Raw genomic sequence first — 15,088 nt, forward strand, 5'->3', positions numbered from 1 at the left:
CTCGTCGCCGACGGCGTCACCGTCTTCCTCACCACCCAATACCTCGAAGAAGCCGACGAACTCGCCGACCGCATCGCCGTCCTCAACAACGGCAAGATCGCCGCCGAAGGCACGGCAGAGGAACTGAAGCGCCTGATCCCCGGCGGCCACGTCCGCCTCCGCTTCACCGACCCGACCGCGTACCAAGCCGCCGCATCCGCCCTGCGGGAGGCCACCCGCGACGACGAGTCCCTCTCGCTCCAGATCCCCAGCGACGGCACCCAGCGCGAGCTCCGCTCCATCCTCGACTGGCTCGACTCGGAGGGCATCGAGGCCGACGAGCTGACCGTGCACACCCCCGACCTCGACGACGTCTTCTTCGCCCTCACCGGCCCGGCCAACGTCCCCAACCAGCTCAAGGAGAACCTGCGATGAGCGCCCTCTCCCTCGCCGTACGCGACTCGAACACGATGCTGCGCCGCAACATCCTGCACGCCCGGCGCTACCCGTCCATGACGCTGAACCTGCTGCTCACGCCGATCATGATGCTGCTGCTCTTCGTCTACATCTTCGGCGACGTGATGAGCGCGGGCATCGGCGGCGGCGGGGCCGACCGCTCCGACTACATCGCCTATCTCGTCCCCGGCATCCTGCTGATGACCATCGGCGGCACCACCGTCGGCACCGCCGTCTCCGTCTCCATGGACATGACCGAGGGCATCATCGCCCGCTTCCGCACCATGTCCATCCACCGTGGCTCCGTGCTCATCGGGCACGTCGTCGGCAGCGTGCTGCAGTCGGTCATGAGCGTGATCCTCGTGGGCGCCGTCGGCGCGGCCATCGGCTTCCGGTCCACGGACGCCACCCTCCTGGAGTGGCTGGCGGCCTTCGGACTGCTCGTCCTCTTCGCCACGGCGTTCACCTGGATCGCGGTCGGCATGGGCCTGGTCAGCCCGAACGCCGAGGCCGCCAGCAACAACGCCATGCCGATGATCCTGCTGCCACTCCTGTCCAGCGCGTTCATCCCGGTCGACTCGATGCCGGGCTGGTTCCAGCCGATCGCCGAGTACCAGCCCTTCACCCCTGCCATCGAGACCCTGCGCGGCCTGCTGCTCGGCAGCGAGATCGGCAACAGCGGCTGGCTCACGATCGCCTGGTGCGTGGCGCTCTCCGCACTCGGCTACTTCTGGTCGAAGTCGGTCTTCGACCGCGACCCGAGGTAACCGGCCGGACCCCACGCACACCCGCACCCGCACCCACACCCACACAGCGGTACGTCGATTCGATGAGCGGCCCCGAGCAGACCCGTCCCCGCCGCCGGGCAGCCCAGGCCCCCCCCGGACGGCGATCCCGCCCTCCTGGCCCGCCTCTTCTCCTACGTCACGACGACAAAAAACGTGCCCCGCACCCGGAACGAATCCGGGTGCGGGGCACGCTCGCTACGAGCGGGGGGACGTCAGGCGGTGGCAGGCACCGGCTGCCGCTCGTCGGCGGGCTCGTCGAACGCGTCGAGCGGCGAGGCCGACGCGTTCTCGTAGGCCTCACGGTCGAGGATCTTCTCGCGGGCGGCGACGATCACCGGGATCGCGGCCTGACCGGCCACGTTCGTGGCGGTGCGCATCATGTCCAGGACCGGGTCGATGGCGAGCAGCAGGCCCACGCCCTCCATCGGCAGGCCCAGCGTCGACAGGGTCAGGGTCAGCATGACCGTGGCGCCCGTCAGACCGGCCGTCGCGGCCGAGCCGACCACCGAGACGAAGGCGATGAGCAGGTACTCCTTGATGCCCATCTGCACGTCGAAGATCTGCGCGACGAAGATCGCGGCGATCGCCGGGTAGATCGCGGCGCAGCCGTCCATCTTCGTGGTGGCGCCGAACGGCACCGCGAAGGACGTGTACTCCTTCGGCACACCGAGACGCTCGGTGACCTTCTGGGTGACCGGCATCGTGCCGACCGAGGAGCGCGAGACGAAGGCCAGCTGGATCGCGGGCCAGGCGCCCTTGAAGAACTGGAGCGGGTTGACCTTGGCGACCGTGGAGAGCAGCAGCGGGTAGACGCCGAACATCACCAGGGCGCAACCGACGTAGATGTCGGCGGTGAACGTCGCGTACTTGCTGATCAGGTCCCAGCCGTAGTCGGCGATGGCGAAGCCGATGAGGCCGATGGTGCCGATCGGCGAGAGCTTGATGACCCACCACAGGGCCTTCTGGAGGAGAGCGAGGACGGACTCGCTCAGCTCCAGGATCGGCTGCGCCTTCTCACCGATCTTCAGTACGGCGACACCGGCGACGGCGGCCATGAAGACGATCTGCAGGACGTTGAGCTCGGTGAACGGCGTGATGACGTCCGTCGGGATGATCCCGGTGAGGAAGTCGATCCAGGAGCCCGCGTGGTCCGGCTTGGCGCCGTCCTTCGGGGTGAGGCCGGTGCCGGCGCCCGGGTTGGTGATGAGCCCGATCGCGAGGCCGATGACGACCGCGATCAGCGACGTGATCATGAACCAGACCAGCGTCTGCGTGGCGAGCCGCGCGGCGTTGTTGACCTTACGCAGGTTGGTGATCGACACCAGGATGGCGAAGAAGACGAGCGGGGCGACCGCGAGCTTCAGGAGCCCGATGAAGGTGCTTCCCACCTTGTCCAGGGTGGTGACCAGCCAGGACACGTCCTGGCTGCGGGCCAGCCAGCCGAGCAGGACGCCGAGGACCAGGCCGCCGAGGATCTGCGCCCAGAAGGGCACCTTGAGGAACTTCGGTATCCCGGAGCCGGACTTCGGCTGCTCGGCCGTGGCGACCGGGGATTGGGGGGACTTCGCGGACACGGACACACTCCGGGTAATGGCAAAGGGACGTGAGGGAGCGGCGACCGCGAGAGGTCAGAGGGAACGGCCGTAACGGCGCCGCCGCAGTGCGGATGTCACTTGGTGCTTGTCGCTCGCGTTGTTCAACGACGGCAACGACAGGCCGCGGACATGCAGCGGCAGAGATCGACATGCAGGCGCGCCACGAGCGGAACGCTCATGGCGATGCGGTGCGCGGCTGCTGTCTTCATGTCGAACACGTTAACACTTGAACTTTGAGAACATCAAAGGTCTTGTTTGAGGTAGACGAGGCCGATCGGAGGCGGAAGCCCCCCGGGACGCAAGAAACCCCGGCCCGGAGCGGCTGCTCCAGTACCGGGGTTGAGGCTTCTGTGACGAAGCTTACGACTTCGCGCGGGCCGCCTCGTCGGCGAGGTCCTCCTGGGTGCGGTTCGCCTCCAGGTTGGCCTTGGTCCGCTCGACGCGCTCCACGACCTGGACCGACGCGCGGTCGCGCTCCTTGCGCAGCACCACGAAGCTGATGGGCGCGGAGATGACGAGCGCGAGCAGCAGCACCCAGAGGAGGTTGGAGTCCCCGAGGCCCTTCGGCAGGACTCCGGCGTAGACAAGTCCCCAGACCGCGAAAAAGCAGCCCACGAAGACCCCGAGGCGCATCAGCGTGTAGCGGAGCATGTCAATCCACTCTTCCGTTCCGAAATGGGCCCGAGTAGGACGAGCCCCTCCAGTGAAGCACGGGAGGGGTCGCGTCCGGCAAGGGGGTGAGCCCTGCGGGAACCGTCAGCCGAGCGGCAGCAGCATGGTGATGTCGTCGCGGTCGTCACCGGGGGCGACGCGGATCGCGCCGGGCACCCGCCCGACCTCCTTGTATCCGCAGGACTCGTAGAACCGGTCGACTCCCGTGCCGCCGCGGCAGGTCAGCCGGATCGCCTCGATCCCGTCGAGTCCGCGAGCGGCGTCCGCCGCGGCGGCCATCAGGTCGCGCCCGTATCCCTTGCCCTGGTGCTTGGGGTGCACCATCACCACGTACAGCCAGATCCAGTGCGTCATCAGGCGGTGCGAGTTGTACGCGAGGAAGGCGGTCGCGGCGACGGCGCCGTCCTCGTCGTACCCGACCAGCAGCCGGGTGTGCCCCTCGCTCAGCTGCGCCAGGCGCTTGAGCCACTCGGGACGTATGTCCTCGACCGTCACGGGCGGTACGAAGCCGACGGCCCCGCCGGCGTTGGACACGTCGGCCCAGAGGGCGAGGACGCCGTCGCGGAGGGCGGGATCGATCTCCGGGTCCAGCCGGAAGGTAAGCGTCATAGGGCGAGATTAACCATTACAGACAGCGGAGCTCAACCGTGTTCCGCATGCCGGACAACGTGACGAGCCCCGGCCGAAGAGGCCGGGGCTCGCTCACCACTCGTACGCGACGTGCGTCAGAGCCGTCAGATCTGTCAGATCCGTCAGAGCCGTCAGAGCCGCATCGCCTGCGGCGTCTCCCGGAGCGACAGGTCGGGACCGTCGTACTCACGGATCGACTCGTAGCGCGTGTTCCGCTCGATGGGGCGGAAGCCCGCCTCGCGGATGAGGTCGAGCAGGTCGTCCCGCGTCAGCTTGTTCGGCGTGCCGAAGTCGTCCGCGTCGTGCGTGATCTTGTACTCGACGACCGAGCCGTCCATGTCGTCCGCGCCGTGCTGGAGCGCGAGCTGCGTGGTCTGGAGGCCGTGCATGACCCAGAAGACCTTGACGTGCGGGACGTTGTCGAAGAGGAGCCGCGAGACCGCGAAGGTCTTCAGGGCCTCCGCGCCCGACGCCATGGTGGTCCGCGCCTGGAGGCGGTTGCGGATCTTGCCGTCCTTCATGTCCACGAAGTCGTGCTGGTACCGCAGCGGGATGAAGACCTGGAAACCGCCGGTCTCGTCCTGGAGTTCGCGCAGGCGCAGCACGTGGTCGACCCGGTGACGGGGCTCCTCGATGTGGCCGTACAGCATCGTGCACGGGGTCTTGAGACCCTTCTCGTGCGCGAGCCGGTGGATGCGCGACCAGTCCTCCCAGTGGGTGCGGTGGTCGACGATGTGCTGGCGGACCTCCCAGTCGAAGATCTCCGCGCCGCCTCCGGTCAGCGACTCCAGGCCCGCCTCGATCAGCTCGTCCAGGATGTCGGAGGCCGACATCCCCGAGATCGTCTCGAAGTGGTGGATCTCCGTGGCCGTGAAGGCCTTCAGGGACACGTTCGGGAGCGCCTTCTTGAGCTCGCTCAGCGAACGCGGGTAGTACCGCCACGGCAGGTTCGGGTGCAGGCCGTTGACGATGTGCAGCTCGGTGAGGTTCTCGCCCTCCATCGCCTTGGCGAGGCGGACGGCCTCCTCGATACGCATCGTGTACGCGTCCTTCTCGCCCGGCTTGCGCTGGAAGGAGCAGTAGGCGCACGAGGCGGTGCACACGTTCGTCATGTTGAGGTGACGGTTGACGTTGAAGTGCACGACGTCGCCGTTCTTGCGCGTGCGCACCTCGTGGGCGAGACCGCCGAGCCAGGCGAGATCGTCCGATGCGTAGAGGGCGATCCCGTCCTCGCGGGACAGCCGCTCACCGGCCCGGACCTTCTCCTCGAGCTCGCGCTTGAGCCCAGCGTCCATACCCCGGCCGCCTCTCCGTGTCTACATGTCTGCGTAAATCAGGCCTCGCCCACGGTACGCCTACGCTTCTTCCGGCAGCTCCCCGACCCGGTTCTCCCACTTCGTGGAGAGCACGATCGTCGTACGCGTCCTGGAGACGCCCTTCGTGCCGCTCAGCCTGCGGATCGTCTTCTCCAGGCCGTCCACGTCACTGGCCCGGACCTTGAGCATGTACGAGTCGTCGCCCGCGATGAACCAGCAGTCCTCGATCTCGTGCAGGTCCTTCAGTCGCCGTGCCACGTCCTCGTGGTCGGCGGCGTCCGAGAGGGAGATGCCGATGAGGGCGATGACGCCGAGACCGAGCGACGCGGAGTCGACGGTCGCGCGGTAGCCGGTGATGACGCCCGCCGCTTCGAGGCGGTTGATCCGGTCCGTGACGCTCGGTCCCGAGAGGCCGACGAGACGGCCAAGTTCGGCGTACGAGGCCCTGCCGTTCTCGCGAAGAGCCTGGATGAGCTGCCTGTCCACGGCGTCCATAGGTGCGATGCCTTTCATTATTCAGCGATACCGCGAGTCTATGTGTAGAATCTAAGGCGCAACAGGGTCTAGCCCCTGTGAATCTTTCTCAATCTCAGCAATTCAATGACGAATCTTCAGGAGTGAGTCACCCGTGTACTCGATCGAGATGGCCTACGCCCGGATGCGCGAGCTGCAGGACCTGGCCAACCGCTCGCGTGCCCACCAGACCGCCGCGCCCAAGGCCGAGCGCCCCACGAAGCGCGCCGCCAAGAAGCGCTAGCCCCCCGAAGGGGCAGAGCCTCCACCGAGCTCTCCCTTCCAACGGCGGTACAGCTGATGCGGCACCCCTGCCGCGTCGAGCGTCCGCCCGGCGACGAAGTCCACCAGATCCTGGATGTGCGTCGCCCCCGCGTAGAACGCCGGAGAGGCGGGCAGCACGACTGCGCCCGCCTCGTCCAGCGTCACCAAGTGCTTCAGCGTCTGTCCGTTCAGCGGTGTCTCGCGTACGCAGACGATCAGCCGGCGGCCTTCCTTGAGCGTCACGCTCGCCGACCGCTGCAACAGGTCCTTCGAGAGCCCCAGCGCCACCCCGGCCACGCACGCCGTGGACGCGGGCACGATCAGCATCCCCTTGGTCGCGTACGACCCCGACGAGGGCCCGGCCGCCAGATCCCCGGCCGCCCAGTAGCGCACGCCGTCGACCGGCACCTCGAAGGTGTCCGGCTTCCCGTCGGCACCGCGCCCGAGCCACTCCCGCAGGTCCTCCTGCCAGTGCGCGTCCCGGAAGGCGATGCCCGTCTCGTCGAGGATCGTCAGCCGCGAGGCCCGCGAGACCACCAGGTCCACGCTCTCCCCCGCCGCGAGCAGCGCCCGCAGCACGGCGGCGGCGTACGGGGTCCCCGAGGCCCCCGACACCCCCACGATCCAAGGCTTACGCTGCGTATCTCCTGGCTTCACGCTGTGAGCCTAGACGGTCAGGCCGCGCACCAGCAGATCGAGCAGCGCGCAGACGAAGAGCGCGATGCCGATGAAGCCGTTGACCTGGAAGAAGGCGCGGTTGAGGCGCGAGAGGTCATGGGGCTTGACGATGGAGTGCTCGTAGACGAACGCGCCGGCGACGACCGCGAGGCCGAGCCAGAGGAACACGCCCGCGCCGGTGTCGGCGGCGTACCAGACGAACAGCGCGGTGGTCACCAGGTGACAGCCGCGCGCGCCCCAGATGGCGTTGGAGATGCCGAACCGCGCGGGCACCGACATCACGCCGACCTCGCGGTCCGTCTCCACGTCCTGGCAGGCGTAGATCAGGTCGAAGCCGCCGATCCAGACGCCGACCGCGAGCCCGAGGATGACGGCCTGCCAGGACCACTCGCCGGTGATCGCGATCCAGGCGCCGACCGGACCCATGGCCTGGGCCAGGCCCAGGATCGCCTGCGGGAAGTTCGTGAACCGCTTGCCGTAGGGATAGACCACCATCGGGATCACCGCGATGGGCGCGAGGGCGAGGCAGAGCGGGTTGAGCAGGGCCGCGGCCCCCAGGAACACGACGAGCGCGATCAGCGCGCCGGTCCAGGCGGACTTCACCGAGACCGCGCCCGTGACGAGCTCGCGGTGGGCGGTCCTCGGGTTACGGGCGTCGATCTCCCGGTCGATGATGCGGTTGGCGGCCATGGCGAACGTGCGCAGGCCGACCATGCAGATGGTGACCAGGAGCAGCCGGCCCCAGTGGATGTTCCCGTCCAGCTGGAACATCGCGGTCAGCGCGGCGATGTACGCGAAGGGCAGCGCGAACACCGAGTGCTCGATCATGACCAGACGCAGGAACGCCTTGACCTTGCCCGGCGGCGCGGGCTCGGGCCCGAAGAGTTCCGGAGTCGCTGAATCAGCACTCATCTTTAGAGCCCGTACTCCTTCCAGCGGCGGTCGACCTTCGACGCCGTCTCCGGGTCGGACTCGACCATGTTCGGCCAGCCCCCGTCCCGGGTGTATCCCTCTTCGGGCAGCTTCTTCGTCGCGTCGATGCCCGCCTTGCCGCCCCAGAACTGCTGGTAGGAGGCGTGGTCGAGGTGGTCGACGGGACCTTCGGCCACCGTCAGGTCGCGCGCGTAGTCGGTGTTGCCGAGCGCGCGCCAGGACACTTCGTGCAGATCGTGGACGTCGCAATCCTTGTCCACGACCACGATCAGTTTGGTCAGCGACATCATGTGCGCGCCCCAGATGGCGTGCATGACCTTCTGCGCGTGCTTCGGGTACTTCTTGTCGATCGAGACGATCGCGCAGTTGTGGAAGCCGCCGGACTCCGGCAGGTGGTAGTCCACGATGTCCGGGACGATCACCTTGAGGAGGGGCAGGAAGAAGCGTTCGGTGGCGCGGCCGAGCGGCCCGTCCTCCGTCGGCGGCCTGCCCACCACGATCGACTGGAGCAGCGGACGCCTCCGCATCGTCACGCAGTCGATCTTCAGGGCGGGGAAGTCCTCCTGCGGCGTGTAGAAGCCGGTGTGGTCGCCGAAGGGGCCCTCCGGCAGCATCTCGCCCGGCTCCAGCCAGCCCTCGATGACGACCTCGGCGTGCGCGGGCACCTGGAGCGGGACCGTCTTGCAGTCGACCATCTCCACGCGCTTGCCCTGCACGAACCCGGCCAGCATGTACTCGTCCATGTCGCCGGGCAGCGGCGCGGTCGCGGCGTACGTCACGGCGGGCGGACAGCCGAAGGCGATCGCCACGGGGAGCTTCTCGCCCCTGCGGGCGGCCACCTGGTAGTGGTTGCGGCTGTCCTTGTGGATCTGCCAGTGCATGCCGATGGTGCGCTTGTCGTGGCGCTGGAGGCGGTACAGGCCGAGGTTGCGCACCCCGGTGTCCGGGTCCTTGGTGTGGGTCAGCCCCAGGTTGAAGAAGGAGCCGCCGTCCTCGGGCCAGGTGAAGAGCGCGGGCAGCTGCTCCAGGTCGACGTCGTCGCCGGTGAGCACGACCTCCTGCACGGGCGCGTTGTCGGACTTCACCTTCTTCGGCGGCACGTGCGTCATCGCGCCGAGCTTCCCGAAGGCCTCGCGCACGCCGACGAAGCCGTGCGGCAGCTCCGGCTTGAGGAGGCCGCCGATCTTCTCGCTGATCTCGCCGTACGACTTCAGGCCGAGCGCCTTCAGGAGGCGGCGGTCCGTGCCGTACACGTTCATCGCGAGGGGCATCGCCGAGCCCTTGACGTTCTCGAAGAGGAGCGCGGGGCCGCCGGACTTCTGCACCCGGTCGGTGATCTCGCCGACCTCCAGATACGGATCGACCTCGGCCTTGATGCGCTTGAGATCGCCCTCGCGCTCCAGTGCACGGAGCAGGGAGCGAAGATCGTCATAAGCCATGCGTTCCAGTATCGGGCACCGGCTACCCTGGCCCCGACAGCGGGGCCCGCACGCCGCCCCTCCTTCGTCGCTTGGGGAATCGCGCAAACATGCTCAGGTATCTGCCGTTCCTGCTGGTCCTGGCCGTGTGGATCTATGCCTTCATCGATGTCCTGAACACTCCGGAGAAGGAGATCAGGCATCTGCCGAAGGTGGTCTGGGTCATCATCGTGCTGCTCTTCGGCGAGGTTCTGCTCGGCCCGATCGCCTGGTTCGTCACGGGCAAGGTCCGCAAGACGCCCGCCACCGGGACCGGTCCGCGCGCCGGGCGCGGCGGACAGTGGGTGGCGCCGGACGACAACCCCGAGTTCCTGAAGTCCCTCAGGGACGAGGACCCGGACGACAAGAAGCGGGACCGGGGCACGGAGAGCTAGGTCCTGGCGAACGGGAGTCCGATGATGGAACTGCGGCTGCTCGTCACCTTCGAAAAGGTCGCGTCCGTACTCAGCTTCACGCAGGCCGCGGCCGAGCTGAAGTACGCCCAGTCCAGCGTCACCAGCCAGATCCGCTCCCTGGAGTCCTCGCTCGGCACGGAACTCTTCGACCGGCTCGGCAGCCGCATCCGGCTCACGGAGGCGGGCGAGCGCCTGCTCCCCTACGCCCGGCAGATCATCGAGCTGACGGACGAGGCGCGGGCCGCGGTCGTCGACGCCGGGGAGCCTGCCGGGGCGATCGCGGTCGGCACGATGGAGTCGCTGACCTCCTACCGCCTGCCCCCGCTGCTGGAGCTCTTCCACCACCGCTACCCGAAGGTGCAGCTCTCCCTGCGCCCCACGCTGGGCGACGAGACCCGCCACGCGCTGCGGCAGGGGACGTACGACGTGGGATTCCTGATGGAGCGCGAGACCGAGCACGCGGGCCTGGAGTGCGAGGTACTCGCCGAGGAGCCGCTGGTCCTGGTCTGCGCGCCGACGCATCCGCTGGCCGGGCACGGGGGCGACTCGCTCGCCACGGGTGATCTGGCGGCGGTGCAGCTGGTCGGCACGGAGCCGGGCTGCCCCTACCGCGACCTCTTCGAGGAGGAGCTGCGGGTGCGCAACGGCGCTCCGCCGCCCTTCATGGAGTTCGGCACCATCGAGGCCACCAAGCGGGGAGTCGCCGGTGGCCTCGGTGTGGCGCTGCTGCCGCGGATGGCGGTGCGCGAGGAGTTGGCCTCGGGGGTGCTCGTCGCGCTGCCGTGGGAGCCGCCGTTCGTGCTGCACACGCAGCTGGCGTGGCGGTCGGGGAAGCGGCTGCCCGCGCATGTGCGGCTCTTCATCGAGCAGTCGGTACGGCTGGTGCGGGAGCAGGCAGCGGAGCCGGTGAACTAGCCACCGTACTGGGTGACTTGGCGCGGTTGACCTTCAGGCTGGCGAGGACGATGAGCGGTACGCCGAGCGCCTGGACCAGGCCGATGTGGTGCCCGTAGACGGCCCAGTCGGCGACCATCGCGACCGCCGGGTAGGTGAAGGCGAGTACGGCGATCTTGGCGGTGGGCAGCTTCGCGTACGCCGCGTACATCAGGACGTACATCAGACCGGTGTGGATGACGCCGAGTCCGACCAGCCAGGCCCAGCCCGCGCCCGTGCCGCTCATCGCGCCGAAGTCGGCGAAGGGCAGCAACAGCGGGATGCCCACGAGGACTTGGACCAGGGCGATGAGGTGCGGGCGTACGCCGGTGATGCGCTTGGTGACCAGCGTGGAGAGGCCGTAGAGCAGCGCGGCCAGGAGCGCGAGGCCGATGCCGGTGAGCGAGCCGAGGTCGCCGGGGCGCACTCCGGAGACCAGGACGAGTCCGGCGAACGCGATGCCCAGCCACATGAGTTGATGCTTCGTCAGCCGCTCGCGGAAGATGACCGCGCTGAGCAGCACGAGCAGGAACGGCTGGGTGTGGTAGACGACGGTGGCCAGGGAGATCGAGGTCGCCTCGTACGCCTTGAAGAGGAACACCCAGTTGAAGACGATGAACGCGCCGCCGAGCGCCGCGAGTCCGAGCTTCCTCGGGGTGAGGCCGTGGTCGCGGAAGTAGCCTCGGGCGAAGGCGTAGCCCCCGAGGGCGACGGCGCCGAAGAGCACCCGGAAGAACACGACGTTGAACGCCGACGCACCGGACTCGACGACGAAGATTCCGAGGGTGCCGGAGAGCACCATCGCGGCGGTCAGCTGGGCCGTGCCCTTGTTCTCTGAGGTCATGCCCATGAAGCTACGAGCGGACGTATGCGCTGGTCCACGAGCCAGTGGGGCGTCCTGCCGATGGGGTCATCGGCAGGGACGATGAGGCGTGACAGAGAGCGTGAAAGAGGGGTGTGCACATGGACCAGGCGCAGGCCCGCGCGTGGCTCGCGACCGCCGTCGACGAGGCCCGGCAGGGGCTCGCGGAGGGCGGCATCCCGATCGGCGCCGCGCTCTACGGCGCGGACGGGGCCCTGCTGGGGCGCGGGCGCAACCGCCGCGTCCAGGACGGCGATCCGTCGCTGCACGCGGAGACGTCGGCGTTTCGGGACGCGGGACGGCAGCGCACCTATCGCGGGACGACGATGGTCACGACCCTCGCGCCGTGCTGGTACTGCAGCGGTTTGGTGCGGCAGTTCGGGATCTCGCGGGTGGTCGTGGGCGAGGCGCGGACGTTCCTCGGCGGGCACGACTGGCTGGCGGAGCACGGCGTGGAGATCGTGATCCTCGACGATCCCGCGTGCGTGGCGATGATGGAGGACTTCATCGGGGCGCGGCCGGAGCTGTGGCACGAGGACATCGGGCTCGGCGACGGCTAGGGACAGGACGGCAGCCGCCCGACTCGACCGGGTGCGCTCCCGCAAGACGGGGCGCGCCGCGCGCCCGCCGTGGGCGTCCCGTTCCAGCGTTCCATCCGTGCTTCGTTTTACCTGGTCAGCGGAGGAAAGTGCGTCCCGGCTTCCCGTTCTGCCCGCTTTCCGTGGTGGCCGGGGCTGTCCGGCTCGCAGACTCAAGCCGTCCACCACACGCAGCCGTTGACCGGTGAGCGCCAGGGAGATGAGCCCGGCCCGCCGTCGACGGCTCGAGCGCCGACAGCTCAGGGAGTCTGCCCATGACCCGTTCCACCATCAGCTCGCGCCGCCGCCTGGCCGGGGCGGCCACCGCCGCCCTGCTCTCCCTGGGGCTGCTGACCGCGTGCGGCTCCGAGTCCTCGGACACCGGCGCGTCGAGCGCCAGCCCGTCCCAGAAGGCCGAGTCGCGTGCCGACTCGTCCGACAACCGCGCGAAGGGCCACACGAACCTGTCCTCCCCGGCCGAAGGCGGGGAGTCGAACTTCCAGCAGGGCGCCCCCCTCGCCAGCCGCACGTTCCAGTTGAACGTCGACGGCGGCACCGAGGCCCTCAGCAACGTCTCCGGACTGGAGATGGACCAGAAGACGGAGCAGACCCCCTCCAACACGCTCATCCCCGGCGAGCAGAAGACGGGCACGATGACCGTGGTCCGCGGCGCCGAACAGTCCCAGCAGTTCACCGACCTGGTCAACGGCAACACCCGGCCCGAGACGGCGTCCGTCGACGTGCTGGACCACGCGGGCAACCCGATCAAGCAGTACACCATGCAAAAGCCCACGGTCATCAAGGTCGACAACCCCCCGACCGGCAACGCCCAGAGCGTCACGATCCAGTTCACGAGCCTGACGATCAGCTAGGGCCTCTCCCCCGGGACCACCCTGCCGACCCGCGGGGCCGAGCGATCACCGCGCGAACCCGCCGCCGGGTCATTGCGTGTCGGCCACCGGGTCCCCCACGGCTCCTCCCGTGGCCCTGCGGACGGCGCCTGCGATGCGTTCCGAGGCGTCGGCGAACTGCGCGGGGTCGGCGCCCTCCAGGAGAGCCGCGCCGATGTCCTCGTTGAGGACGCGGATGGCGGCGGAGGCCGCCGCGGCGTGCAGGCGCACCTCCAGGTCGTCGGCCGTGCGCCCGAGACGCTTAGCGACGATCCCGGCCATCTCGCGCTCCACCTGGTCACAGGCCATCAACCAGGCGGTGCGCAGGGCCGGTTCCGTGTCGGCGAGGCGGATCATGCGCATCGCGAGCCCGGTGTCGGCCAGCTCGACGGCGCTCGCCTCACGGCGGAACCGGCTCGCCTCCGCGCTGAAGCGCTCTTCGAGCGACTGGTGCGCGGGCCAGTCGCGCAGCGTGCGCATCTCCCATTCCACGCCCTGCGACACGATGGGTTCCGCGCAGCTCTCCTTGCTGCGGAAGTGGCGCCAGATGGTACGGGTCGACAGGCCCACCGCCTCGGCGATCTGATCCCCGCTGGTGGCGTCCACGCCCTGCTCCCAGAACAGGCGGGACGCCTCCCGGGAGATCTCCAGACGCAGTCGGTGGCGCCGCTGCTCGCTCATGCCGTTCCCGCCACGCTTGGCCGTCGCCATGCCGGCCACCTCCGCTCGTTCCCTACCAGCACGTCAGTGTCGTAATGACATTAAGTGACGCGCGCCGTGCCCGGTGCCTGCACGGCGGGGCCGACGGCCCTGGGAGCGATGCCACCCGTGCGCTCAGGCCCGGTCCGCGTCGTGCCGCGCGCTCGGGCCGTCCGCGTCGTCTCCGGGCCCGGCGCAGGCTTCGGCCAGCACGGCGGCGATGTCCCCGACGAGACCGGCGACGGGGTCGTGCGTGAGCTCGGTCATCCGCAGCCGCCCGCCGACGGTGACGACGCCGAGCACGTGCTCCCCCCGCAGCTGGGTGATCTGCGCCGGGCCCCACAGGGCGGCGAGCGTGCCCGCGCCCCGCCTCCGGGGCTGCGCCACCCCGAGGTTGGTGATCTGGATGTCGGCCGCGGTGGCGGCGGCCATCATCGCTTCGGCCTGCTCCCCGTTCTCGGGGGCGTACTGCGTGAGCTGCGCACCGGCGGCCTTCAGTGCCTGCCGGGCGCGCTGGCGGGTGAGCGAATCGCGGGTGCCTCGGGCGAGCTTCCAGAAGTCGTCGGCCTCGTGCGCCTCGCTCGAAGTCCGGGCCCCGGCAAAGCGGTTCACCACCTCGTCGGGCAGTCCGCAGGCCCGGCGCAGGTCGACGGGGGTCAGCACCCGTACGAACTCCCGCCCACGCCGGTGGAACACCACCGCGGCGGCGGCGCAGAGCGCGGCATGCACCGACGTGCCCTCCAGACGGCAGCGGCCGACGAGCCGGGCGGTCAGCTCCTGGTCCAGCGCCAGGGACTGGAGGTGCGGCAAGGCCCCCGAGAACGGGGCGAGTTCACCGGCGGCGCTCATGCGCGGATCGTCCGGCGGGGCGGTGGCGGCCGTGGTCGCGGCCGTGGTGTCCGGCGGCGTGACGACGCGGGCGAGGAGGTCCTCCTGCGCCTCGGGGACAGGGCCGGGCACCTGCTCCTCACCGTCCAGGGCGGCCACCAGGTCCAGCAGTGCGCGCAGCCCGCCCACCCCGTCGGCGATCTGGTGGGCGAACGTGAGCACGATGCCGCTCCGCCCGCCCCACCTCAGCAGGGCGGCGCGGGCCGGCGGGCCCGGGGCCACGGGGATCGGCCGGGTCTGCTCGGCGGCCACGACCGCCTGCCAGGGCGTGCCGTCGGGCAGCGTCGTCACCGGGATCGGGCGGTCGGCCTGCCGGTAGACGGCCTCGGGCGCGGTGCGGTCCACCGTCACCGCGAGCAGCGGGTGGAGACGGCAGAGCTCGGCCAGCGCCGTGGCCAGCTCGGCCTCCGATATCGGCCGCTCGATCTCGGCGACCAGGGAGAACTGGATGGGGTTTCGGCGCATGTAGAAGTCGATGGTCCGCTCGAACGCGCCCAGCGGTCGTACGACGTCTCCTCGGCTCGCGGTCACTACGGCTTCC

At 69.4% G+C, this 15,088-nt stretch carries 17 protein-coding genes and 1 pseudogene; 7 read left to right on the plus strand and 11 right to left on the minus strand.

Features of this window, described 5'->3' with window-relative positions; all coding sequences use genetic code 11:
• Positions 1-414 (plus strand): annotated as a pseudogene (locus ACZ6ZP_RS42505) (ABC transporter); the annotation flags it as partial.
• Complete coding sequence (locus tag ACZ6ZP_RS42510) at positions 411-1,202, plus strand: ABC transporter permease (RefSeq protein ID WP_361470927.1); 792 nt, start codon at positions 411-413, stop codon at positions 1,200-1,202. The pseudogene ACZ6ZP_RS42505 and the gene ACZ6ZP_RS42510, both read left to right, overlap by 4 nt.
• Before the next feature lie 233 nt (positions 1,203-1,435).
• On the opposite strand, the gene ACZ6ZP_RS42515 is transcribed toward ACZ6ZP_RS42510, so the two are convergent.
• From ACZ6ZP_RS42515 to ACZ6ZP_RS42535, 5 genes are all read right to left on the minus strand, one after another.
• Complete coding sequence (locus tag ACZ6ZP_RS42515; protein ID WP_383820412.1) at positions 1,436-2,797, minus strand: dicarboxylate/amino acid:cation symporter; 1,362 nt, start codon at positions 2,795-2,797, stop codon at positions 1,436-1,438.
• Between the two features lie 381 nt (positions 2,798-3,178).
• Positions 3,179-3,469, minus strand: a complete 291-nt coding sequence (locus tag ACZ6ZP_RS42520; RefSeq protein WP_351174130.1) for a DUF4229 domain-containing protein — start codon at positions 3,467-3,469, stop codon at positions 3,179-3,181.
• Positions 3,470-3,574: 105 nt separating this feature from the next.
• Complete coding sequence (locus tag ACZ6ZP_RS42525; RefSeq protein WP_361470925.1) at positions 3,575-4,099, minus strand: GNAT family N-acetyltransferase; 525 nt, start codon at positions 4,097-4,099, stop codon at positions 3,575-3,577.
• Between the two features lie 152 nt (positions 4,100-4,251).
• A complete protein-coding gene (gene mqnE / locus ACZ6ZP_RS42530; protein ID WP_351174124.1) occupies positions 4,252-5,415 on the minus strand; it encodes an aminofutalosine synthase MqnE in 1,164 nt (387 codons plus the stop codon).
• A gap of 60 nt (positions 5,416-5,475) precedes the next feature.
• Entirely contained in the window at positions 5,476-5,931 is a 456-nt protein-coding gene (locus ACZ6ZP_RS42535; RefSeq protein WP_351174121.1) for an Lrp/AsnC family transcriptional regulator, read from the minus strand.
• Between the two features lie 133 nt (positions 5,932-6,064).
• Between ACZ6ZP_RS42535 and ACZ6ZP_RS42540 the strand changes: the two genes are divergently transcribed.
• On the plus strand, positions 6,065-6,193 hold the full coding sequence (locus ACZ6ZP_RS42540; RefSeq protein ID WP_351174145.1) for a hypothetical protein: 129 nt from the start codon (positions 6,065-6,067) through the stop codon (positions 6,191-6,193).
• On the opposite strand, the gene ACZ6ZP_RS42545 is transcribed toward ACZ6ZP_RS42540, so the two are convergent.
• Genes ACZ6ZP_RS42545 through ACZ6ZP_RS42555 form a run of 3 tightly spaced genes read right to left on the minus strand, consistent with a single transcriptional unit; the run spans position 6,190 to position 9,263 of the window.
• The gene (locus tag ACZ6ZP_RS42545) at positions 6,190-6,834 is read right to left on the minus strand and encodes a UbiX family flavin prenyltransferase (RefSeq protein WP_383820419.1); all 645 of its coding nucleotides are present in this window, start codon (positions 6,832-6,834) and stop codon (positions 6,190-6,192) included. The genes ACZ6ZP_RS42540 and ACZ6ZP_RS42545 overlap by 4 nt on opposite strands.
• A gap of 45 nt (positions 6,835-6,879) precedes the next feature.
• On the minus strand, positions 6,880-7,803 hold the full coding sequence (gene mqnP / locus ACZ6ZP_RS42550) for a menaquinone biosynthesis prenyltransferase MqnP (RefSeq protein WP_351174115.1): 924 nt from the start codon (positions 7,801-7,803) through the stop codon (positions 6,880-6,882).
• Positions 7,804-7,805: 2 nt separating this feature from the next.
• Entirely contained in the window at positions 7,806-9,263 is a 1,458-nt protein-coding gene (locus ACZ6ZP_RS42555; protein ID WP_361470920.1) for a menaquinone biosynthesis decarboxylase, read from the minus strand.
• An 89-nt stretch (positions 9,264-9,352) separates the two neighbouring features.
• Here ACZ6ZP_RS42555 and ACZ6ZP_RS42560 point away from each other — a divergent pair, with 89 nt between their 5' ends.
• Together ACZ6ZP_RS42560 and ACZ6ZP_RS42565 are read left to right on the plus strand one after the other, a co-directional pair.
• Entirely contained in the window at positions 9,353-9,676 is a 324-nt protein-coding gene (locus ACZ6ZP_RS42560; RefSeq protein ID WP_351174109.1) for a PLD nuclease N-terminal domain-containing protein, read from the plus strand.
• Positions 9,677-9,700: 24 nt separating this feature from the next.
• A complete protein-coding gene (locus ACZ6ZP_RS42565) occupies positions 9,701-10,612 on the plus strand; it encodes a LysR family transcriptional regulator (protein WP_351174142.1) in 912 nt (303 codons plus the stop codon).
• Here the strand turns inward: ACZ6ZP_RS42565 and ACZ6ZP_RS42570 are convergent.
• The gene (locus ACZ6ZP_RS42570; RefSeq protein ID WP_351174106.1) at positions 10,557-11,474 is read right to left on the minus strand and encodes a DMT family transporter; all 918 of its coding nucleotides are present in this window, start codon (positions 11,472-11,474) and stop codon (positions 10,557-10,559) included. The genes ACZ6ZP_RS42565 and ACZ6ZP_RS42570 overlap by 56 nt on opposite strands.
• 119 nt (positions 11,475-11,593) lie before the next feature.
• On the opposite strand from ACZ6ZP_RS42570, the gene ACZ6ZP_RS42575 reads away from it, so the two are divergent.
• Together ACZ6ZP_RS42575 and ACZ6ZP_RS42580 are read left to right on the plus strand one after the other, a co-directional pair.
• Complete coding sequence (locus tag ACZ6ZP_RS42575; protein WP_351174103.1) at positions 11,594-12,052, plus strand: nucleoside deaminase; 459 nt, start codon at positions 11,594-11,596, stop codon at positions 12,050-12,052.
• Positions 12,053-12,345: 293 nt separating this feature from the next.
• A complete protein-coding gene (locus tag ACZ6ZP_RS42580; protein WP_469410543.1) occupies positions 12,346-12,942 on the plus strand; it encodes a phage tail protein in 597 nt (198 codons plus the stop codon).
• A 69-nt stretch (positions 12,943-13,011) separates the two neighbouring features.
• Here the strand turns inward: ACZ6ZP_RS42580 and ACZ6ZP_RS42585 are convergent, their stop codons facing one another.
• Together ACZ6ZP_RS42585 and ACZ6ZP_RS42590 are read right to left on the minus strand one after the other, a co-directional pair.
• Positions 13,012-13,671: a TetR/AcrR family transcriptional regulator gene (locus tag ACZ6ZP_RS42585; protein WP_351174097.1), complete on the minus strand. Its 660-nt coding sequence runs from the start codon at positions 13,669-13,671 to the stop codon at positions 13,012-13,014.
• Positions 13,672-13,794: 123 nt separating this feature from the next.
• Complete coding sequence (locus ACZ6ZP_RS42590; protein WP_469410544.1) at positions 13,795-15,078, minus strand: phthiocerol/phthiodiolone dimycocerosyl transferase family protein; 1,284 nt, start codon at positions 15,076-15,078, stop codon at positions 13,795-13,797.
• Positions 15,079-15,088: the final 10 nt, after the last annotated feature.

The organism is Streptomyces sp. NPDC054047, from assembly GCF_055585065.1.